This window comes from [Chlorobium] sp. 445 (assembly GCA_002763895.1).
Lineage (GTDB): Bacteria > Bacteroidota > Chlorobiia > Chlorobiales > Thermochlorobacteraceae > Thermochlorobacter.
The window spans coordinates 1-21,993 of record NSLH01000037.1; the positions used below are offsets into that span (position 1 = coordinate 1).

Here is a 21,993-nt window from a genome sequence, read left to right on the forward strand (position 1 = left end):
AAATCCTGTTTGTTTAATGGACTGCACGGTGGTTGTTTATGTTTGCGGGTAACTTGGCGAAAGTTTTGACTGCATCAGCAAAAATTACGAAAACTTTGACTTTCAGAAGGGTTCATCGGCACTTTTGAAAAACAATATCTTTTATCTCTTTCTGCCGCATTTATGCGCTGCTCGTCCTTCAAAAACGCCTGCTTGTCTGAAAGTTTGTCTGTGAGTGTTACTAAATTTCTTTTCTCAGAAGATAGGCGCGTTCTGTATGGAGTTTCAAGATTAGCTCACCGAAAAGTGAATTTGCCCACGCAAACCATGCGCGCGTAAATTTTCTCGCATCATCTTTATGAAATGCCTCATGCATAAAGCCTGTGCCTGCATGCGTTGTTTTTAATAGCCGAAGTTGCTTTACGATTTCATCGTCGTGCGTTGCAGTAAGTGCTACTGCAAGGATACCCAAATGCCAAATCATTTCCCAGCCTGCATGTGGTCCGCCATAACCTTCGCCTGCTTTGCCCTTGAAGAAATACATGTGGTCTTCTGAAAGAATAAATCGGCGCGTGTTCAGATAGGTTGGTTCATCTGCTCTGAGACATCCTAAATACGGCAGCGAAATTAATGAGGGTAAATTGCCATCGTCCATAAAGTAATAATTGCTGTAGCCATCGGTTTCAAATGCATAGCAGGGTCCATAGTGCAAATGCTCTCGCTTTGCGTATTGCTCCAGAGTATGCTCAAGTTCATCGGCAAAGGTACGACAGGCGCTTGCAAAGGCAGGGTTATTTAATTCAGCTTCTGCCATTTCAGCGAGCTGCCGCAGCGATACTGTAGCAAAGAAGTTTGACGGAATGAGCAACGGGAAAAGACACGCATCATCTGAGGGGCGAAAGGTCGAGTGAATTAGCCCTATCTTTCGTGTTGGCAAGCCCAGCCCGTCGTTGGCAACGCAGTCGCCATACCATGCTGCAAACTCTCGCTTAAATCGATATGATCCATCGTTTTGCATGCGCTGCTGCTCTCGGAAGACATCGTAGATTATCTTCATAGCGGTTTGCCAACTTTTATCCATAAACGACGCATCATCTGTTGCTTTCCAGTAGAGGTAAGCTAAGCGAATCACATAGCAGAGCGAATCAATTTCCCACTTGCGCTCATGCAGTTCGTTGCGCATTGCGGTCTTATCTTGATGCCAGCGCGAAGGCTCACGATTATCATAGTTGAATGCATTGGCATACGGGTCGATTAGCACGCAGCGTGTTTGGCGATTGATGACACCTTTGATAAGATCCGCCAGTTTCTTTTCGGCTTTGCAGAGTGGAATATAGGGCGTAAGCTGTGCTGTTGAGTCACGTAGCCACATTGCGGCAATGTCGCCTGTGATAATGAAGGTGTCTAATTTGCCTTCGAGCATGCCATGATGCTGTACGGTGGTGTCGAGCGTGTTTGGAAAGCAATTTTCAAATAGCCATGCCAATTCTTTGTCGGCTATGAGCTTTTTCATTTCTTCGATTTTCGCTTCGATAGCCTCGCTGTGGAATGTGCGCCTTGGAGGTTCAGGGCGACGGCTTTTGAATGCAATCTGGTTACCAGCATCTGGTGTTTGCTCTGCCATAAACGCTGAACCTGCAGCCCAGCCTGCCAAAGCCAGTGATGTGGCTTTCAAGAACTTACGACGAGAGTGCATAACGATATCATGATGTCGTCATCCGATTTTGCAGCATGGCAAGGTTGATAGCATGGCAAGGTTGATTTCTCGTTGCGCTTATTTGAGCAAAATCATTTTCTTTGTCTGACTAAATTCTTCAGTTTGCAAGCGATAGAGATAGACGCCACTTGGCAGCGCAAGTGCTTCTGCGGAAAACTGCACACGATATTCACCTGCTTGCTGACGCGTTTGCACGAGCGTTGCAATCTCGCGCCCGAGCGTGTCATAGACTTTGAGGCTCACACGGCTCGGTTTGGGCAATTGGTATGCAATTGTTGTTGTCGGATTAAATGGGTTTGGGTAATTCTGCGACAGTGAAAAGCCAGTAGGCACAGGCGCTTCAGTGCGCGACACGCTCAGCAAGCGTCCTGCTTGTTCAGGCAGTGTAAGTCCGAGAAACATCACCCCGTTGCGGAAGAAGACGTTTTCAGGCACAAAGAGCGCATTGTTTGCGTCCCATGTATGCGTGGCGCGTTCCCAGCGTTCAGGGTTGAACTCGTCGAAGTTTTCGACCCAGCGCAAGCTGAAGTTATTGTCTGTGCCAGCGCTGCCACGTCCTGGCGTAAAGTCATAATAGCGCACATTGTCGTACTGCGGATAGAGCGGCAAGATGCGCGGGTCGAAGGGTCCTGTCCAATCCGTGTAAATCGGTTGCCAGATATTCATCATAATTTTTTGTGGACGCGTGAGCGTCTGAATATGCGGTCCAGTTTGCCTATAGACTTCCCGCCCATCAATGAACCATGCAACATATGTGGGCGTCCACTCAAACGCATAATCGTGAAAGTCTTGATGCGGATTGAAATTTACTACTTGCCGATAAGCATGACTGACTTCATTTGCTGTGATGACATTAAACTGTACTTCGTTGCTATAGCGACCGAGAATTTCAATATCGATTTCATTCCACTGCTCACGCCCTCCTGTAAAAGGATGATACGTGAAAAAGGAACTAAGCACACCACTGCCTGCAACCGAGCGCATTCGCACTTCAAAGCGACCGTAGGTGAAGGTTTCTCTGGTACGATACTCTGCCCCACGCCAAGGTTTGCCACTGATGACGACGGGTGCAAACGGTTCCGAGCCTGTTGCAATGTTATACTTCTGCCCAAGATAGTTTTCGATGTCAATAACTTCGCTCTGTGACAGTGCACGGTCGTAGAGCAAGATCTCTGCAATATCGTTGGTGCCATAAAGCCCTTGTGCTTCAGCGACGAAACTGCCCAGTCGCACACGACTTCCTGCCTCTTGTCCATTGACCGTTCCTCGATTTGCAATGCCTGCACCAAGGTATGTTATAACTGCAAATTCATTTTGACTCAGCATCAGTGGTGCATTGCGACCGTTCTTTCGCAGTCGCACGGTTGCGCCTTGTCCTGGTGCTTCAGCGGTTATTTCTCGCGCTGTTGTGCTGACAAAGCCATTGTACGTCGAGAGCCCAAAGCCTGTGAATTGATTTGGATCGCCGCTGGTCTTTGACGCCAGCAAGACATCCACGGCTTCACGCACGAGCAGTGAACGACGATTGGCAGCTACCACAATTGCAGTTACTGCACTACCTGTTTGCAGCGCGATATTCATTGCTGTGCCTGTATTGCTAAAGCCCGTTGTACCTGAAAACCGTACCACAGGGCGTCCATTCAGTTGATTTTGCAAAAACATGGGTCGTGCTGTACCCGAGCTGGTTGCATGGTGTGCATTGCCTGAGGCATCTTGCCAGAGTGAGACTGATTCACCATTTGCAAGACGTAAGTCGTCGGCTTTTAGCCAGAGTTTCAAGCCTGTAGTAGGCACTTGCGCGTAAAGGGTTTGGTAAAGGGTTTGCACAAGTGCAGACGCCAGCAGCAGTAGGGACAATCTTTTCGTCATGCGAGTGTTATTTATGTTTTGAGCCCAGAAAGCCGTAGTAGGCGATGTAAGCATAGCAGAGTGCAGGTAAAAGAAAGGCGGCTTGCAATCCTACCGCATCGGCTAATGCCCCCATGGCAACGGGCAACAGCGCACCGCCCACAATTGCCATAATCAGAAGGCTCGAGCCTGCGTTTGTAAGTTTGCCCAAACCGTCGATGCCGAGTGTGAAAATTGTGGGGAACATAATCGAGTTGAAGAGTCCAACCGACAAAATGAACCACATGGCAGCTGCACCTGAACTCAGCAGCGCTAGCACGACAAGTGTTGCCGCCACGATTGCAAAAATGCCCAGCAGTGTGCCCGGCTTAATGCGCACAAGCAAGGCTGACCCGATAAAGCGTCCTACCATTGCGCCGCCCCAGTAATAGGAGACAAAATTTGCTGCGTCAGATTCCTTTAAGCCTTGAATGTTTGGCAGTCCAAGGAAGTTCACCAGAAAGCTGCCGATAGAGACTTCTGCACCGACATAGAGAAAAATGCCGAGTGCACCAAAAGCGAGTTGTTTTTGTTTTAGGGCTTCACCAAAGGCACTTTCTTTTTCTTCATCGCCTTCAACTGTTGGAATGACTGGTAAATTGAAGAGTGCAATTAGGCCTGCCAGCGCAAAGAGTGCTAATGCAAGACCAAGGTACGGACCTTGCACGGATGCCGCTTCCGTGAGCTTGTAAAGTTCTACGGCTTCGGCTGTCATGGTACGCAGTTCTTCTGCAGTTTTGAGTGAGCCGCTCAAAATCAATAAGCCGCCAAATGCAGGCGCAATCGTTGTACCCAGTGAATTAAAGGCTTGTGCTAAGTTCAAGCGGCTTGATGCGGTTTCGGGTCTGCCAAGCACGGCTACATAAGGGTTTGCTGCAACTTGCAAGAGCGTGATGCCAGAAGCCAACACGAAGAGGGCGGTCAGAAAAAGTGGGTAGGAAAAAAATGCTGCAGAAGGATAGAACAGTAACGCGCCGATGCCTGCTGTGCCGAGCCCAATCACAATGCCGCGCTTGTAGCCGACCTTTGCAATCACTTTCCCTGATGGGAGCGACATAATAAAATATGCCGAGAAAAACGTGAATTGAATCAGCGCCGCTTGTGCATAGCTTAGCTCAAAGATGGCTTTAAGATGTGGAATGAGAATATCGTTGAGGCAGGTCAGAAATCCCCACATAAAAAAGAGCATGGTTACAACTGCAAAGGCTGGGGTATAGTTAGGGCGTGCCTCGGCTGTGCTCACAACCGATGGTTGAACATTAGGTGATGCCATAATTCGAGTGTGTTAGTCATTGTCATTACTTGAGTTTCGTAAGAACTTTCTTTTTTGTAATCATTGACTTACGCTCAAAACTGCAACGAGAGCGAAAACCACTGCGGTGGATTCAGTTTGCCAAAGGTTTGAAATGTGTAATCAAACGCGACGTTGAACCCTGCAAAGCCGTATTTGAGACCGACACCAAAGGCAAGCCCCATTTCGGATTCTGTGAGCAGCAGTGTATTGTAGCCTGCACGCAAAAAGATAAGCTCGCGCCACACGTATTCTGCGCCGACATTAAGATAGGAGTAGTTGTCGTTAGGCGCCACGCCATCCAGCGCCAGTACCACGAGATGATCTTTGTCTTTGTAGGCTTGCAAGGCCAGCCCAATTTTGAAGACGAGCGGCAGGTTCCAGTTGTCGGTTGCCAGTCGTGCCGGAATGCCGTTATTTTCGCCTGCGGCTCCTGTACCTGTTGAAGCTGTTACCAGTAGCGCATTGCCTGTTATGCTCATCTGTGTGCCGAAGTTATACATTGTGGCAGCAAGGCGCAGAAAGTCCGTTACATCGAAGAGAATGCCTAAATCCAACGCCAGACCTGTTGCCGATGCCGTCCAGATGGACTGGCTGATAAATTTTGCGCTGCCACCGACCGAGAACCGATTGGTCAGTGAGGTTGCATAGCTGAGTTGAATAGCCACGTCATTGACCGAGAAAAAATCGCCGGTGCCATCGGGCTGCAGTTCGGTGGTGCGCTCAATATCGCCGGATGCTAGCCATGTGGCTGCAGCGCCAAAGGTGCCAATGTTTGGCAGATTGTATGTCAGTCCTGCCCAGTTCATTGTCGTGCCCACGAGCCAGCGTGAGTGCACGGCGCCCAGTTGTACGCCTGTATTGCGTGCAATACCTGCTGGATTCCAGTACAGCGAAGCTACATCAGGGGACGCGGCAATATGTGCGCTGCCCATGGCAATGGCTCGCGCACCGATGCCGATACCCAGAAATTGTGCGGCCGTGGTTGCCACACGCGATTGTGCTGCAAGGCTCAGGGGTAAGATTAGCATAAGGACGCTCACGAGAAGTTTCGTCATGGTGATGTGCTATTTGATGAGCGCAAATTTTCCTGTTTTTGTGCCAATGCCCGGCGCATCAAGGTGGTAGAAGTACAGTCCGTACGCAGCATCCAAGCCATCTCGCGTACGTAAATCCCAGCGCACGGTGCCCTCCACACTGCTATCTTGACGCAGCTCGCGCACAAAATCACCACGTGCAGTGTAGATGCGAATTGTGGCATTCTGCGGCACATTTGTAAAGGTGATAACACGTTCGCCGCGTCCTGTTTGTACGCCAGGCGGCAGCGCCCCTTCGTAGAGACTGCGCGCTAGATACGGGTTAGGCACAACTTTCACGCGCTCTAAGGCATCTTTGGCTGCTGCTTCATTGACACGCACCGCACGCGCTTGCAAGCGAAATTGATCACCACTGGCAAAGGGCTTTACAAAGCAAACAATGTACTTATCTCCAATGCGCGGTCGTCTTGCAGGTTGAAGGCGAGTTGGTACAAAGCTAATCACCCAGCTAAACAGCGAATCGGTGCCGTCGGGCAATGATGAAGGTGAAAAGGCAATAGCAATTTGTACGAGGTTTGTATCTAAGCGCGTATTGAATGAATTGACTGGGAAGAAAAATCGCACCGGCTCTCTTGTGGTAAGGTTGCGCACCACAAAATTGCATGGCTGTGCTGGAATCGAGCGAATGACTTCGCCGCGTCGGAAGTTGATTGCACTGCTGGTATTGTTTTCTACAATCTCAATTTCAAAATCATTGGCTTGTGCCACATGCTGAAAGACAGCTGCTGCGGTCTCAAAGGTTTCAGGTCCAACTGGCGTTACGCTTACATTGTAGGTATTTGGCGCTGCATCGGGGCCTGTACGCTGCCAGCCTGAACGCAATGCATCAAAACGCACATCAATGTCATTTTCAATCGTGAGCAATATGCCTTTGAAAATCTGGTCGTCAGCGACATACAGATTGGTGTTTCGTCGATACGAGCGTCGATTAGAGAGCGGGAGTGTGCTCTTGCGAATAATCGTATCAGGACGTGCAGGATTGGTTACATCAATCACACGAAACGATGCCGTAATTTTAGCCAGCTCTTTTGCATCTTCTGCATCTTTGCGTCCATCGCCATCGTTGTCTATACCGTCATCCGAAGTGTCTTGAAATTCTATGATGTAGTCACGGTCTTCGATTTCCTTTGGATTCAGCGTGGTATAGCGCACTTTGCCATCGCCGACTGGCGGTCGGTTGTTGCGTCGAACAGGCTCGAGCTCACCGGTGAAGCCCATCGGATTTTCAAAGCCTGCGACTTTTGCGCCGGGCGTTACCGCTACCACATTTGGTCCCAAGAGAAAATTGCCCCGCCCATCGGGACGCGCACTCACTGGATTTTCAGAAGGATAGAGCCCTAGCGCGGTATCGCCACGGTTGTAAGCTACGACGGCATAGAAGTATGTTTTGCCGTTCACCACATTCGAATCGGTGAAGGTGCGTGCTAGTCCTGTGTTACTTCCAAGGAAGTAGGCGATGCCGCGCGATTGTTCTAAGAGTGCGCGAGAAGTCAATGGGAAATTACCACTGACATCGTTGTCTAAATCAAACTGCGCAATTGGACGCAGTTGCTGTGCTGGCTGCCCACGTGAATCCGTAATGACCAGTGCATCAGAGAAATTGGGGTCGGTGGCTTTATAGATTTTGTATCCTTCGAAGTTTTTCACGCGCGGATCGTTCGTGCCTTGTGGCAAGCCCAAGCGACGACGGATAAATTCATCACGGTAGTTTTCGGACTCGCTATCCCAATAGAGCGTGACTCGGTCTTTATCGGTGTAGGCACGTAGGCGTGGCACCGGCTGAGGCGGGCGTGCAAAATTGTAGTTGGCATCATAAATGGCTTGCACAATATCGCGATTACTTAGAATGTTGAGTTCATCCGTGCCATAGACTTGTGCAATTGAGAAACGCTCAGTTTGCCCAGCGCCCAGCGGGAAATAGCCTGAGCCATACATGTAATCGCCATCAATTACATCTGCTGGAATGAGATCGAAGCGCCCCGGTCGGGTTGAGCGCACCATTTCAGAAATGTTGCCTAAATCAAAATCGTTGTTTGTGCCGAACGCAAAACTGGTCAGTCCAATTTGGTCTGCTTCATTGACATCGCGTGCATCCAAGAACAGTTCGCTGCCATCTTCATTACCGTTGTTGTCAAAACCATCATCGCGCCGTTCATCAATCATCGGATAAAGGCTTTGATTGATGACAATCGGGTCTAAAATACCAGAGCCTTCAGGTAAGCCTGTCGGAAATTCTTGTGCCAGCGCAATGTAGTCAATGTAGTGCAAGGGTGGCAAACTGCGTGCGCGCGATTGCTGCGTGATGAGGTCAAATTCTGTAACGCGTCTATCGACATGCAAAATGTAATTTTCGTCAATGATGCCGTTGAGATTGTCGTCCAGCGTGTTGTTTGGAATTTCGGTAAGCACGCGATTTGGTCCGATTGTGAAGCGTTTGCCCAGTGAGACCACGACGGTATCGCGCTCTGGCACCGTGAGGGCGCGACGAACATAGACTGTAATCTCATTGTCATACTTTGCAATGCGCCGTCGCTGCCGCTCAATGAGAATAATTGGGTCGCCTGCGCGCAAGACCCTTCGAAAGAAAAACACTTCACGCCCTGATTCAGGGTCAGTTGTGCGCGTGGTGAGGTCGAAGTCGTATGGTCCTGTTCCGCCATTGATGTTGAACTGTGGAGGCGTGCGTGTTGCGTTTCGCCCTGTATTACGCCAGTCACCATCGTTGTCAATTCCATCATAAGGATTGCCCGGACTTTCCAAGAACGCTAGTCCTAACAGTCCGACTGGAAACCGCAAGTCCCAATTGCCAGCCACGTTGCGCGGTGAAGTAGCGCGGCTATAGGTAATGGAGCGACTTTGGTCGAAGAACGAGATACCGCCTGCCGCTGGTGTACCGCCAATGTTTGTGCCAACAACAGAGCCGAAGAAGACTTTGTCGTAGTCGAAGCGTGAATCGTTTTTGATGTCGTAAATCCAGAAGATGTTATCTTGTGCAAGGAAGTTTGAGAACTGTAAGCCACGCACAGAGACCACCAGTCCAGCGCCATATCGCCGTGTATCACCTGGATATGGTAAAAAGCCATAGGCATCGAACCATTGTCGGTCGGTTGCATCTGTTGCCACAAAGTAACTTTCTTGGTCTGCATTTGTGATTCCACGCCCAAAGTAGCCGTTCCATTGTGCGCGTCCCGTCTGCGGGTCAATCCAAGTTGGTTGGTCGGGCCAGCGATCGGGCCAGGTTTCGGGCAGGTGGCTCATCGCGATGCGATCTTGGCGTGGATTGAAAAATCCTGCAAATGGAGTAAGCCCGTAGAAAAGACCGCCCGGATTTTTTTCGGTGCGCCGGAATCGCACACTGGGATTTGCAGTTACAAACCATGAGGTATCGGCAATAAACACCCCACGCTGTGCACCGATGCTAAGGGTGTCGACAATTGCATTCTGCGGAATGGTGACGATGCGCCCATCACGTAGCCGTCGCCCTGTGCGCTGCGTTGGATCGGTCGCTAAGAACACAATCGTGTCTTGAAAGACGCGCTCAATACCAATCACCACATTGAGGTCGCCGATGTAGGTGTTGTTTTCCACTGGCCACGCCCCGTTCGGGAACACTCCTTCCCCACCTGTTACACGCCCATGATTGAAAAAGGCGGTTTTGACACGGTTGCCATTGTGCACATTTGTGCGTTGAAACTGCAATCCGTAGGGCTGCTCGAGCGGCACGGTGATGCCTTGTGCCCAAACTGATAGCACTGGCAAGCTCAACCAACAGACCAAAAGCGCTGCACGAATCATGCTCAACGACGAGTTAAGTTGCATTAAAAATTGACCGTCATTCCAAGTGAGATGCGACGCGGTTCAGAGAAGCGAAATGGCTGCACGAAGAACTCTTCTACTGTGTTCAAGGTGTTAAACTGATTGTTTTGGACTGGCAAAAAGATATTGCTGACGGCGCGCCCTGTGCGTTCAAAGACCCCGATTTCGTTTGCTGTATCAAAGAGATTAAAGACTTGCGCAAAAATGCCGACCGACAGATCATTGATTTTGAAGTGCTTTGTTGCACGCACATCGACGGTAAAAGTTGGCGGTGTTGTGCCAGCGTTGTTGATGAGTCGCGCTACGCCACCTGTTGGTGCAGGAATGAGTTCTGGTGTGTAAGGGAAGCCTGAGCCGTAGCGTGCAATGACACCCACCATCCAGTCGTCAGCAGCATAATTCATGGTAGCATTTAGTGTGTGTCGCTGGTCCCAAGCCAGTGGCAAGAGTTGGGTTTCTATTTCAGCACCACTTCGGCGTTGGAATGCAGCTGTGCGGGCATCGGAGGCATTGCCTTGGGCTAGTTGCAGGGTGTAATCAATACCGAAGTTGAGACTGTTGGAGACCTGCTGTGTGATTGAGAGCGTTATGCCGCGTACAAAGCCGTAGTCGAAGTTGTCAAAAATGAAATACTGCGCGCCATTTACAAGGTCGCGAATGAAGGCAGAGCTTGCCAGATCGCGAATATCACGAAAGTAGGCGGTCAGGGTTGCGCCGATGGTTTCGCCAATTTGCAACTGTAAGCCTAGTTCGCCACTGGTGGTGCGTTGTGGTCGAATGTCGGGGTTACCAAATGGTCCGATAAAGCCTCCTGCGCCGGCTTGTTCGCCATACTTGTAGCGTGAATTTTCAAAAAGCAGTGCGAGCGGCGGCATCTGGAAGAATTGCCCAAATGAGAAATAGACCAAACCGCGCTCTGTTACAGGGAACGAGATACCTAGCCGCGGACTGAATGCAAACTTGGGTGTCGCTGGCTTGAGGCGTTCGGTTGTGCCATTGCGCTCTGCAAAAATGCTATCAGGCAGCAGTTTGATGAACTCGCTCGGGTCGCTAGGGTCGCGTGGTACTTGGGCGCGCGCATCAAAGTAGTCAAAGCGTACCCCGATATTGATCACAAAATTGCCAAATTCAATCTTATCTTGAAGATACGCCGCAAACTCTATCGGGCTGCGCGTGTATAGTTCACCGCCTTCTAATTCGTTGATAGGGTCGGCAAGCTCAGGCTGAAATCCATCGGTAAGATTTGGCACACCGTTCTCAAAACGATCACGCACACGCAAATCACTGTACTCCAGCTGATGCACCTTGAGATCAATGCCGGTTTTAATCAAATGCACTTCACTCAGCTGGTTCGTCACATCAGCGCGAAAATGATTGGTTACGGTGCGTCGATCAAGCCGCTCATTTTTTGTACCGCCTGCAAAGAAGAAATCCCCTTGCCCGACACTCAGTGGCAAGCCCGGAAATTGATAGCGCGGGTCTAAGGCATCTTCAAAGACATAATTTTGTGAGCGCGTGTTGAAATTCGAGTAGGTTGCATCCAAAAACGCCGTACTGCTGATTGTGTAAGTTGCTTTCAAAATGTGATTGAGCGTGTTGCGGAAAAAGGTGTGGTCACCATCGGGATTGCGCGACCAGACATGGTCGTAGGAGCGAAAGCGTTCATTTTCATAGTTGAGGCTGTAGGAAATTTTGAAGACATCCAGTGGCTTGTAGGTGAGTTTGGTTTGAAATGAGCCACGCACATAAGGATTGAGCGGCACTGGACGATTGTCGCCTGTGCCTAAGTTACGATAGTTGTCAAAGAGAAACAGATTCGTCGGTGTGGGATTGTAAGGCACTGCAACAATAGTTCCGTTTTCACGGTCGACGATCACACGTCCGCGCTCATCTAACGCCAGCGGCGGCGAAGGTGGGTTGCCCGGAAAAGTTACTGTCCCAAAGCCGCGATCGCCTACTGCAAAGCGACCGCGAATCGCCGGAAAAGGCGTCTGCAGTTGGCTGTACGGATTGTTTGGCAAATCCAGCAGCGAAATAATGTCGTCAGGCTGATACTGGCGAATGCCATACAGAAATCCTTCGTTAGCAAAAAAGCGTCCTGCCGCATAGAATGTCAGTTTGTTATCCGTCATCGGTATAGGTCCGCTGACATTGGCTTGCACGTTGGGAATGTTCAACGGATTGATGGAGAGACCGCGGTAGAGATCAGTACGCAGCGTAAGGTAATTGCCACCATACATCATGAGTTGTCCAGTATACCGCTCGCCCCCATCTTTGGTGATGATATTGACAATGCCAGACATGGCTTGTCCATATTCTGCATTGAATGCACCAGAGATGACCTGCACTTCTTGAATGGTTTGCGGATCAATGAAGTTCGACGCACCTGCCGCAAAGGTGCGCCCAAAGTTGCCGTCGAAGACGTCGGTTACTGAAATTCCATCGACCAGATACGCGACTTCATTGCGTCGACCGCCACGAAAACTGCCACCGACCACCCCTGCTTGAATGCCAATTACTTGATTGATGTCCTCGACAGGCAAGGCTTGAATTTCTTCAGCGCCCACGACCGCCGCAGAGTAAGTTTGATCTTTGATGACCAGCGGACGTTCAGCTTTGACTACGATTTCCTCCGTGCGGACATCCTCAAGCGCTAAGGCAAAATCGACACGCTCTGTGTAATCAGCTCTGACGCGCACATTTGTCACCACTTTGGTTTGATAACCAACATAGCTTGCACGCACTTTATAGACCCCGGGCGGCACATTAAGAATCACATAGTTGCCATTGATGTCTGTATTTGCACCGAGCGTTGTGCCTTCTACAACCACTCGCGCCCCGATTAGCGGCTCTTTGGTGTTTGCATCAATAACCGTCCCCACAATTTTACCCGTCGTACCCAGCACTGCACCAGAAGCCCACGTTGCAAAGGCAAGGCTAACACAAAGAAAGCACAGACTCAGGCTGCATGCTATCACGAAGCGGAAGCGTCTGTAGAAAGAAAAGGGTTGTGCCGTCATTGCCATAGTAGAGTCGCTAAAAGTCGCTCGTTCTTTACCTTGAACTTGCTTTTATCTTGAATTTAATCGATTAACGTGCGCTTTACCAAATGGCAAGTCGCAAAAAATTCGCTCCCGATTTTTTCTTTGATGCCATGAGGGGCTTCTATGGCATGCATAGCTGACGGCGTGCCCAGTTCTTGAAAGACTGCTGCATTCTCTACCCTCGAAAAGCCCCTAAAAAAACTTAGATTGTGGTCTGATTCAAAAAAACTTTCCCATGGCAAATTCTTTATGGGAATCTTATCAACAACAAACCACCTAAGCAATGATACTACAGTTTCTTTTCTTTCTTCCCTCATTGCTTCTCATCACCACCCTTCTTGCCGCACAAGTCAAACTCGATTACTACTTGCCTAAGGGCGACTACAACCCACAAGTGCCCACGCCTGAAGCCTTCTTCGGCTTCCAAGTGGGTGACTGGCACTTGCGCCCCGACCAAATCGATGCTTACCTCTACGCGCTTGCTGCAACCAGTGACCGCATCAGCATCGAGACCATTGGCAAAACTTATGAGGCACGACCGCTCTTACTGCTGACCATTACTTCACCAGAGAATCGCCGTAACCTTGCGTTCATCAAACAGCAGCATAAGGAGCTTGCAAACCCGCAAAAGTCTAAAAACTTGCCACTTGAATCCATGCCTGTTGTCGTCTGGATGGGCTATAGCGTTCATGGCGACGAACCCAGTGCGGTCAATGCTGTGCCGCTGGTTGCCTACTATCTTGCTGCCGCACAAAACAATGAAGTCGAAACCTGGCTACGCAATATGGTGATTCTTATCGATCCACACATCAACCCTGACGGCATCGCCCGCTTTGCACAGTGGGCAAACATGCACAAAGGCAAACACCTGATTGCCGACCATCAACACCGTGAGCATAACCAACTTTTTCCCTCGGGCAGATTTAATCACTACTGGTTTGATCTTAATCGTGATTGGCTACCGCTTCAACATGTGGAGAGCAAAGCACGGCTTGCCAAATTTCACGAATGGCTACCCAACATTCTCACCGATCATCATGAACAGGGTACAAATGCCACATTTTTCTTTCAACCCGGTGTACCATCACGCAACCATCCGCTGACCCCTAAACGCACCATTGAACTTACTGAAGCCATTGGCAATTTCCACGCCAAAGCCCTCGACGAGCTGGGCTCGCTTTACTTTACTAAAGAAAATTATGATGATTTCTACTTTGGCAAGGGCTCCACTTATCCTGACTTACAAGGCTGCATCGGGATTCTCTTTGAGCAAGCCAGTTCTCGCGGACATGTTCAAGAAAGTGCTAATGGGCTTCTGACTTTTCCCTTCACCATTCGCAATCAGGTTGTCACCTCATTTTCCACGCTGCGTGCCGCATTAGCTTTGCGTAAAGAACTACTGGCACACCAACGCGATTTTTTTGTCTCTGCACTTGCTGAGGCTGAAAAATCTAATGTGAAAACCTACCTTTTTGGCTCATCTACGGATGCTGCAAAAAATTTCCACTTTGCTGAAATCCTGCGCCGCCATCAAATTGAACTTTATGAGCTTACCAAAGACATCACCGTCAGCGGCGTGCAGTTCAAAGCAGGCAAAGCCTTTGCTGTGCCAACCAATCAAGCTCAATACCGACTGATTACTGCCATTTTTGAGCGGCGCACAACTTTTCAAGATAGCCTCTTCTATGACATCTCGGCTTGGACCATGCCTTTGGCGTTCGGCTTGCCTTATGCTGAACTTAATGCGCGTGTTGATGGAAAGCGTGTAGACTCACTTGTTTTTCCAAGTGGCTCCGTTATTGGTGGAAAAGCTGATTACGCTTACCTCTTCGAGTGGAATGCCTACTATGCCCCACGCGCGCTCTACCAACTGCAGAAAGCTGGAATCCGCACCAAAGTCACCCTACAACCCTTCGAGATGCAAACTGCGCAAGGCAAGCGTCGATTTGATTATGGCACCGTGATGGTGGCACTCAGTCAGCAGCGCTTTTCTTCAGATTCACTTTTTGCGCTGATGCAACAGCTTGCTAAGCAAAATGGCTTGGATATTTTTGCCGTAAATACAGGGCTTTCGACTGTCGGTTTAGGCAGCTCAAACTTTGTAACGGTTACACAGCCGCGTGTCGCTGTGCTGGCAGGAGTAGGGGTCTCACCGTTAGAAGCAGGTGAAGTCTGGCATTTGCTCGATCAACGCTTCGATATGGATTTGTCTATTCTCGAACTTTCGCAGCTTGGTCGAATGAATCTCTCCAAATACACTGCAATTGTTATGCCCGGCGGCAGTTACACTACACTCGATTCTGCCACTGTTGCCAACCTTCGACGCTATGTTTTACAAGGCGGCACACTTGTCGCCATGAAAGGTGCCTCAGAGTGGCTTATTCAGCGCGGTATCGTGTCAGAGAAAATCAAAAAGCCGAAAGAAGATACTGCTAAAATCCGCTTGCCCTACGAGAACATTGAAAAAGATACACGCGCGCAAAGTATCACTGGCGCCATCTTCGAAGCGACACTCGATCGCTCACACCCGCTTTGCTTTGGTTACACTAGCGATAAAGTTGCACTCTTTCGTGACCATACACTTTTCTTAGAGCTTTCACGCAATCACTATGCCACACCTATTCAATACACTGCAAAACCGCTGCTTTCAGGTTATATCTCCAAACAAAATGAAGACATGCTGCGCAATACCGCTGCTGCTATTGTTAGCCGTGCAGGCAGTGGACGCGCCGTTCTCTTTGCAGACAACCCAAACTTTCGCGCTTTCTGGTATGGCACCAACACACTTTTTCTCAATAGCCTTTTCTTCAGCTCAATGATGACACGTAGCCTTGAGCTCTCTGAAGAGAGCACGCAATAATCTGTTAGGCAATTTTGTCTTTTGCCTCAGGCGTGAGACTTTTACGAGAAGTTTTCTTCAAACCATTCATCATCTACCGCTATGCATCGCACCATTTTTCTTCTTTGCATTGCAACAGTTTTTACCTTTGCGCAATTAGCATTTGCCCAACAGCGCAGTGTATCTAAGACCGTTCTACCCGAATTTTCACTCTCACAAGCTGAAGTTGCCGCACACATTCGGTTCCTTGCTGCCGATGAACTTCTGGGACGCATGACTGGCGAGATGGGAAACAATGTTGCCGCTCGATACATCGCTGAACAATTTCGTCTCTATGGTCTAAAACCGCTCCCAGATGCCCCTCATTATTTCCAACATGTGCCCCTGCTCAAAATCAAACCGCCGCAGCACGCTACACTCATTCTGGGAAGCGACACCATGCAGCACGGCAAAGACATGCTTGTGCTTAACGGTAGTGCCTTGAACATGCATGCCCCTGTGGTCTTTGCTGGATATGGTATTGTCGATGAGGAAACTGGCCGTGATGATTACGCAGGATTAGATGTCAAGGGCAAAATCGTTATCGTCAAACTTGGTGCTTCTGACAGTGCCGACCTGCGCGAAGCGTTTCGCTGGCGTGAAGCCAAACAAAAAGCTGCAACCTCACGCGGTGCCCTTGCGGTAGTTGAACTCTACAATGCTTCTATCGCCTGGACATTCATTGTGCAATTTGCTAACCGTGAAACCATTGTGCTGCGTACAACCTTAGCATCCGATATGCCCTACCTCTGGCTCAACGATGGTAGTGGCAAACTTGCCGCACAACTCAAAACCCAACCTTTGCTTACAGGCTCACTTTCAACCAGCGGACTTGTGCGTGAGCCAATCTCATCGCAAAACGTCATCGGCTTCATTGAGGGCAGCGACCCAAAACTCAAAAATGAGTATGTCTTGCTTAGCGCGCATTACGACCATATTGGCACAAGGCAGCAACCGAATCAAACCGACACCATTTTCAATGGCGCACGCGATAACGGCATGGGCACAACCGCTTTGCTTGCTGCCGCCAAAGCCTTTGCTCAAAAACCACCCAAACGCTCCATCATCTGCCTTGCCTTGACAGCAGAAGAAGTTGGCTTGTTAGGTAGCCAATACTTTGTAGAGCATCCACTCCTGCCGCTCGATAAAATCGTCTTCAATTTGAACGTTGATGGCGCTGGCTACAACGACACTACTATCGTTACTGTCATTGGTTGGGAACGCACCACAGCGATGCAAGATCTTGCAGAGGGCGCAAAGGCTTTTGGCTTAGGCGTCGTCTCAGACCCTGCACCTGATCAAAATCTTTTCGACCGCTCCGATAATGTCAATTTCGCTATGAAAGGCATTCCTGCACCAACCTTCAGCGAAGGCTTTAGAAGTTTTGATGCAGAAATTGGCAAATACTATCACCAAGTGGCTGACCAACCTGATGAGTATTTTAATTTTGCGTATTTGCACCGCTTCTGTCAAGCCTACATTCACGCCGCACGACGCATCGCTGATAGACGTGAGCGACCACGCTGGCAGAATGGCGACAAATACGAGCCTGCATTCAAGCGCCTCTATGGCATGCAATAACTTGCACTAACGTATCTTTGTAGAGTTATATCCTACTGGAAACAGACGCAAAAAACACCAGACACTATCATCAAACTCAATGGACGGCACTGCACTTGTTTTCACCAACGGCTTGCTCCACACACAACATGCAAAAACTGCGCATGGGCTGATTCGCGGCACAGAGCGCTTCAAGATTCTAGGCATTCTCGATCAGGTCAGTGCTGGCAAAGATGCCGGCGTTGTCTTAGATGGCAAGGCACGGCAGATTCCCGTCTTTGCTTCGCTTGCTGAAGCCCTTGAAAAGATTGAGCAGAAGATTGATTTCTGCATCGTGGGCATTGCTGTTGCAGGCGGTAAGCTGCCCGAAGACTTTCAAGCCACGCTTAAAGACGCGATTCGTGCAGGACTATCCATTGTCAATGGCTTGCACGATTTTCTCTCCGAGATGCCCGACTTTCAAGCCCTTGCTGCGCAGCATGGCGTGCAACTCATTGATGTGCGCAAACCCAAGCCCACATCAGAGCTGTCGTATTGGTCGGGACGCATTCACAAAGTTACTACGCCGCGTGTTGCAGTTTTGGGGACAGACTGCGCTTTGGGCAAACGCACCACTTGCCGCTTTCTCACACAAGCTGCATGCGCACAAGGCTTGCGCGCAGAAATGATCTACACCGGTCAAACTGGCTGGATGCAAGGCAGCAAGTATGGCTTTATTTTTGATGCCACAATCAATGACTTTATCACCGGTGAAATCGAAAGTGTGCTGGTGCGGTGCTTCGAGGAAGCCAAGCCCGACATCATGTTCATTGAAGGACAATCTGCCCTGCGCAATCCTTTAGGTCCATGTGGCAGTGAGTTTATTATCTCAGGGCAAGCCAAGGGCGTTGTTTTGCAGCACAAACCCTCGCGCCGTTATTTCAAAGGCACAGAGAATTTTCCCGTTGAGATCCCTTCCGTGAAAAGTGAAATTGAGCTCATTCGTTTGCTTGGTGCTGAAACGCTTGCACTGGCACTAAACACTGAGGGGCTAACCCCTCAACAAGCATGGCAGCTCAAGATGCAATATCGTGAGGAATTGGGTATCCCTGTTATCTTGCCGCTCGAAGAAGGTGTCGATGAAGCACTCGCTGCTATTCGCCGTTTCTTTAACATTTGATACCGCTGCCGATGAAAATTGCCGCTGTGCGCCTTCGCAAAGAAAATTTGGAGCTTACTCGACCTTACACGATTGCTTACAAAAGCGTTACTTCGGTTGAAAACGTCATCGTCGAAGTTGCTCTTGAAAACGGTATCGTAGGCTATGGTGCATCGAATCCTTCACCGCAGGTCGTTGGCGTCTCGCTCGATGAGGTCTTGCACGACTTGAAGCAAGATGATTTTGCATGGCTTCTTGGGCGCAACATCTGCGCTTTCGGTGAGTGCTGCCATGCCGTTCGGCAACGCTATGCACACAATGTCGGAGCAATGGCTGCTTTGGATATTGCACTGCACGATGCTTTCACACAATACCTGAATGTGCCACTGGTGAAATTCTTAGGTCAGAAACTTGATGCATTGCCAACTTCTATCACGATTGGCATTAAAGGTATAGAGGAAACCTTGCAAGAAGCAGAAGAATATCTTGGACGGCAGTTTCAGATTCTCAAGGTTAAAATTGGACAGTCACTCGAAGAAGATGTAGAGCGGCTTGTCAAGCTGCATGAGCATGTCGGTCATCGTGCTCGCCTTCGTGTCGATGCAAATCAAGGCTATGATGTGGCTACCTTGAAACGCTTTGTTGAACAGACGCGCACACTTGACCTCGAGCTCATTGAGCAGCCATTGCCTGCCGCTGCCATTGATGATATGAAATCCTTGCCTGACGACACTAAAGCCATGCTTGCTGCGGATGAATCCCTGCTTTACGCCAGCGATGCCCTGAAACTTGCTGCGCCACCCAGAGCCTGCCGTATTTTCAACATTAAACTCATGAAATGTGGCGGCATTACAAGCGCCCGTGAAATTGTTACCATTGCAGAACATGCGGATATAGAGTTGATGTGGGGCTGCAACGATGAAAGTGCAATTAGCATCGCTGCTGCTTTGCACCTTGCATTTGCTTCAAGTGCCACAAAGTATCTCGACCTTGATGGCAGTCTTGACCTTGCTCGCGATGTCGTTGTCGGCGGCTTTGAACTGCAGCACGGCATCATGCGTCCGCTTGACCGCCCCGGACTTGGTCTCACCCCTTCGCTTTGAGCACACACGTCTATTGAACCACGAAAAACAATATAGCAGCTATGACTAGGCATAGTGCTCCCACAAAGATAGGCACCCATGTTACAGCGCTTTGCCGCTCTAACACCGCCTCCTCAGGATTGTCAGGATTGTAGTAGACGGTTACAGCTGCACCGACAGGATATTTGTTTGCCATCTCACGTGCGTTGTACAGCATAAAGGCAGGCGCAAGCTGTGTTGATTGAAAACGCATGCCTGCCACGCTGTATTCATACTCGATTGTTAACCTGCCGCCTTCGCTATCGTCGACAAAATCAGAGTGCGTGATGTTGCCTTTTGTCTCCGCCCATGTCTGGACTTGAAACTGTCGATACTGGCTCACCACGCCAAAGATCATAAAGACCGCCCCCATCAGAAGTACGGCAAAGCTAAAAATTCGAAGCGCTATGTTGTTTTCCATATCAAGCTGCTAGGGTTCGACAATACCACGCATGTGATGCAGCAGGTACTCTTTTAGCCATAAAAATAAAATGTGCGCGCCGCAAAACTACGCCATCCTCTAATCTGCTTCAAAAACGCTTTGATAAGCGCGCCACAATGCTTAAACTTACAAGTTATTTTCTTGAGTTGCGCATTTTTGACACAACAGATTGCACGAGCTTACACAGCTGTGATTCTCATTCTTGATTATGGCGCAAGCAACTTGCGCTCAGTGCAAAAAGCCTTTGAGTACTTGGGCATTCCGGCTCGCTTGACAAATCAGCCGTGCGAGATTGCCACCGCCAAGAAAATTTTGCTGCCCGGCGTCGGTGCTTTTGGTAAAGCGATAGATGCTCTGCACCGTACAGGCTTTGCTGAAGCCATTGCTGAACACGCCGATAAAGGTCGTGACCTGCTTGGCATCTGCTTAGGTATGCAACTCTTACTTACCCAAAGCGAAGAAATGGGACTGCATCAGGGCTTAAATTTGCTGTCTGGACATGTGCGCAAGTTCGATAGTACGAAAGACAAAGTGCCGCAGATTGGCTGGAATAGCTTAGACCGTATACATCGCCACTCTGCGCTGTTCAAAGGCATCGATGAAGGGGAATACTTCTATTTCGTGCATTCTTACTACTGCGATATGACCGAGCCTTGCATTGCTGCAGAAGCCTTTTACGCTGGCGTAAGCTTTACAGCAGGCATCGAGAAAAATAATATCTTTGCTGTGCAGTTTCATCCAGAGAAGTCAGGTGAATCAGGCTTAAAAATTCTGAAAAATTTTGCAAGGCATTAAGCTTGAGTTCTAACCCTAAACTGCGACGAGGTCTGCTATGCTGATCATACCTGCTATTGACATTCGAGATCAGAAATGCGTCAGACTCACACAAGGCGATTTTGCGCGCGAAAAAGTCTACTTAGATAACCCCTGCGACATGGCGATTCTTTGGCGCAAACAGAATGCCAAAATGCTGCACCTTGTCGATCTCGATGCGGCACTTAAAGGCTCACCACAGAATTTTGAGACTATCAAGCGCATTGTAGAAACCCTTGATATTCCCATAGAAGTCGGTGGCGGCATTCGCACCATGCAAGATGCGGAGCGATATCTGCAAATCGGCGTCTGTCGCATTATCATTGGTTCAGCTGCAGTAACCAACCCCAATCTTGTCGCTGAACTCATCAAAGAATTTGACGCAAAGAAAATCGTCATCGGTATCGACGCTAAAAACGGCATACCGAGAGTCAATGGCTGGACAAGCGAGAGTGCACTTACAGACGTTGAACTGGGTCTGAAAATGAAAGACTTGGGTGTGGAACGCGTCATCTACACGGACATTTCCAAAGATGGCATGCTTACAGGCATCAGTTATGCGGCGCTCAAACGCTTTGCCGAACAGACTCATCTGAAAGTTACGGCATCCGGCGGCGTTGCATCCTACAAAGATTTTATTGCACTTGGCGAATTAAAACCACTCGGCGTAGATTCTGTCATCATCGGCAAAGCACTCTACGAAGAGACTTTCCCCTGTCAAAAACTCTGGCATCTTTACGAGAAAGACATCCCACTCGACACCAACTTCTCTACAGCCGTGCGGCGCTGCCCCATTTGATGGCCGTTCCACATCTACACCATGCTGACAGCTGCATCAGCATTTTCTTCGCGCTCTTGCAAGCCTGAACACCACTGGTTTGCTCACTGCACACTTGCCTAACTTCCCCCAATTCCACAACTTTGAGATGACTCAGCCCACTTGTAAATTCAAACAAGTTTTATTCCAAGTTTTTCACCCATACTCACATGGAAGCCTCTGTTACGCGACTGGTAGAATTACTCGGCGATGCAAAGCAATACCTCGTGCCGCTCTTTCAGCGTCCATATAGCTGGGAACGCAAAGAATGGCAAACGCTCTGGGACGACATCGTCGAGCTTTGCGAGACCGAAAACCTGCGCCCGCACTTCTTCGGCACAATTGTTACAATTCCTGCGCGCTCTGTCCCTGAGGGCGTTGCAAAATTCAGTT

15 protein-coding genes are annotated in these 21,993 nt (G+C 49.3%); 7 read left to right on the top strand and 8 right to left on the bottom strand.

What is annotated here, in order from left to right:
• Positions 1 to 220: 220 nt before the first annotated feature.
• The 7 genes from CMR00_11395 to CMR00_11425 form a co-directional block, all read right to left on the bottom strand.
• Positions 221 to 1,675 (bottom strand): metal-independent alpha-mannosidase, encoded by a 1,455-nt coding sequence (locus tag CMR00_11395; protein ID PIO47237.1) that lies wholly within the window; start codon positions 1,673 to 1,675, stop codon positions 221 to 223.
• Between the two features lie 78 nt (positions 1,676 to 1,753).
• Positions 1,754 to 3,619 (bottom strand): hypothetical protein, encoded by a 1,866-nt coding sequence (locus CMR00_11400; GenBank protein ID PIO47238.1) that lies wholly within the window; start codon positions 3,617 to 3,619, stop codon positions 1,754 to 1,756.
• Entirely contained in the window at positions 3,573 to 4,856 is a 1,284-nt protein-coding gene (locus CMR00_11405; GenBank protein ID PIO47239.1) for a glucose/galactose MFS transporter, read from the bottom strand. The genes CMR00_11400 and CMR00_11405 overlap by 47 nt, the downstream gene beginning before the upstream one ends.
• A 74-nt stretch (positions 4,857 to 4,930) precedes the next feature.
• Positions 4,931 to 5,932, bottom strand: a complete 1,002-nt coding sequence (locus CMR00_11410) for a hypothetical protein (GenBank protein PIO47240.1) — start codon at positions 5,930 to 5,932, stop codon at positions 4,931 to 4,933.
• A gap of 9 nt (positions 5,933 to 5,941) precedes the next feature.
• Positions 5,942 to 9,766, bottom strand: coding sequence for a hypothetical protein (locus tag CMR00_11415; protein ID PIO47241.1), 3,825 nt, complete (start codon positions 9,764 to 9,766; stop codon positions 5,942 to 5,944).
• Between the two features lie 23 nt (positions 9,767 to 9,789).
• A complete protein-coding gene (locus CMR00_11420) occupies positions 9,790 to 12,813 on the bottom strand; it encodes a hypothetical protein (protein ID PIO47242.1) in 3,024 nt (1,007 codons plus the stop codon).
• A gap of 56 nt (positions 12,814 to 12,869) precedes the next feature.
• Complete coding sequence (locus tag CMR00_11425; protein PIO47243.1) at positions 12,870 to 13,115, bottom strand: hypothetical protein; 246 nt, start codon at positions 13,113 to 13,115, stop codon at positions 12,870 to 12,872.
• Between CMR00_11425 and CMR00_11430 the strand changes: the two genes are divergently transcribed.
• From CMR00_11430 to CMR00_11445, 4 genes are all read left to right on the top strand, one after another.
• Positions 13,115 to 15,691: a zinc carboxypeptidase gene (locus CMR00_11430; protein PIO47244.1), complete on the top strand. Its 2,577-nt coding sequence runs from the start codon at positions 13,115 to 13,117 to the stop codon at positions 15,689 to 15,691. The two genes, CMR00_11425 and CMR00_11430, sit on opposite strands and share 1 nt — an antisense overlap.
• Positions 15,692 to 15,772: 81 nt before the next feature.
• Positions 15,773 to 17,290 carry a peptidase M28 gene (locus CMR00_11435; GenBank protein PIO47245.1) on the top strand — a complete coding sequence of 506 codons (1,518 nt, stop codon included), beginning with the start codon at positions 15,773 to 15,775 and terminating at the stop codon, positions 17,288 to 17,290.
• A 79-nt stretch (positions 17,291 to 17,369) separates the two neighbouring features.
• Entirely contained in the window at positions 17,370 to 18,428 is a 1,059-nt protein-coding gene (locus CMR00_11440; protein PIO47246.1) for a hypothetical protein, read from the top strand.
• 11 nt (positions 18,429 to 18,439) lie between these two features.
• Positions 18,440 to 19,510 carry a dipeptide epimerase gene (locus CMR00_11445; protein PIO47247.1) on the top strand — a complete coding sequence of 357 codons (1,071 nt, stop codon included), beginning with the start codon at positions 18,440 to 18,442 and terminating at the stop codon, positions 19,508 to 19,510.
• Positions 19,511 to 19,520: 10 nt separating this feature from the next.
• Here the strand turns inward: CMR00_11445 and CMR00_11450 are convergent, their stop codons facing one another.
• Complete coding sequence (locus CMR00_11450; protein PIO47248.1) at positions 19,521 to 19,949, bottom strand: hypothetical protein; 429 nt, start codon at positions 19,947 to 19,949, stop codon at positions 19,521 to 19,523.
• 210 nt (positions 19,950 to 20,159) lie between these two features.
• Between CMR00_11450 and hisH the strand changes: the two genes are divergently transcribed.
• From hisH to CMR00_11465, 3 genes are all read left to right on the top strand, one after another.
• Positions 20,160 to 20,765, top strand: coding sequence for an imidazole glycerol phosphate synthase subunit HisH (gene hisH / locus CMR00_11455; protein PIO47251.1), 606 nt, complete (start codon positions 20,160 to 20,162; stop codon positions 20,763 to 20,765).
• A 37-nt stretch (positions 20,766 to 20,802) separates the two neighbouring features.
• Complete coding sequence (hisA, locus tag CMR00_11460) at positions 20,803 to 21,582, top strand: 1-(5-phosphoribosyl)-5-[(5-phosphoribosylamino)methylideneamino]imidazole-4-carboxamide isomerase (GenBank protein ID PIO47249.1); 780 nt, start codon at positions 20,803 to 20,805, stop codon at positions 21,580 to 21,582.
• A 188-nt stretch (positions 21,583 to 21,770) separates the two neighbouring features.
• On the top strand, positions 21,771 to 21,993 hold a 223-nt coding region (locus CMR00_11465; protein PIO47250.1), incomplete at its 3' end, for a hypothetical protein.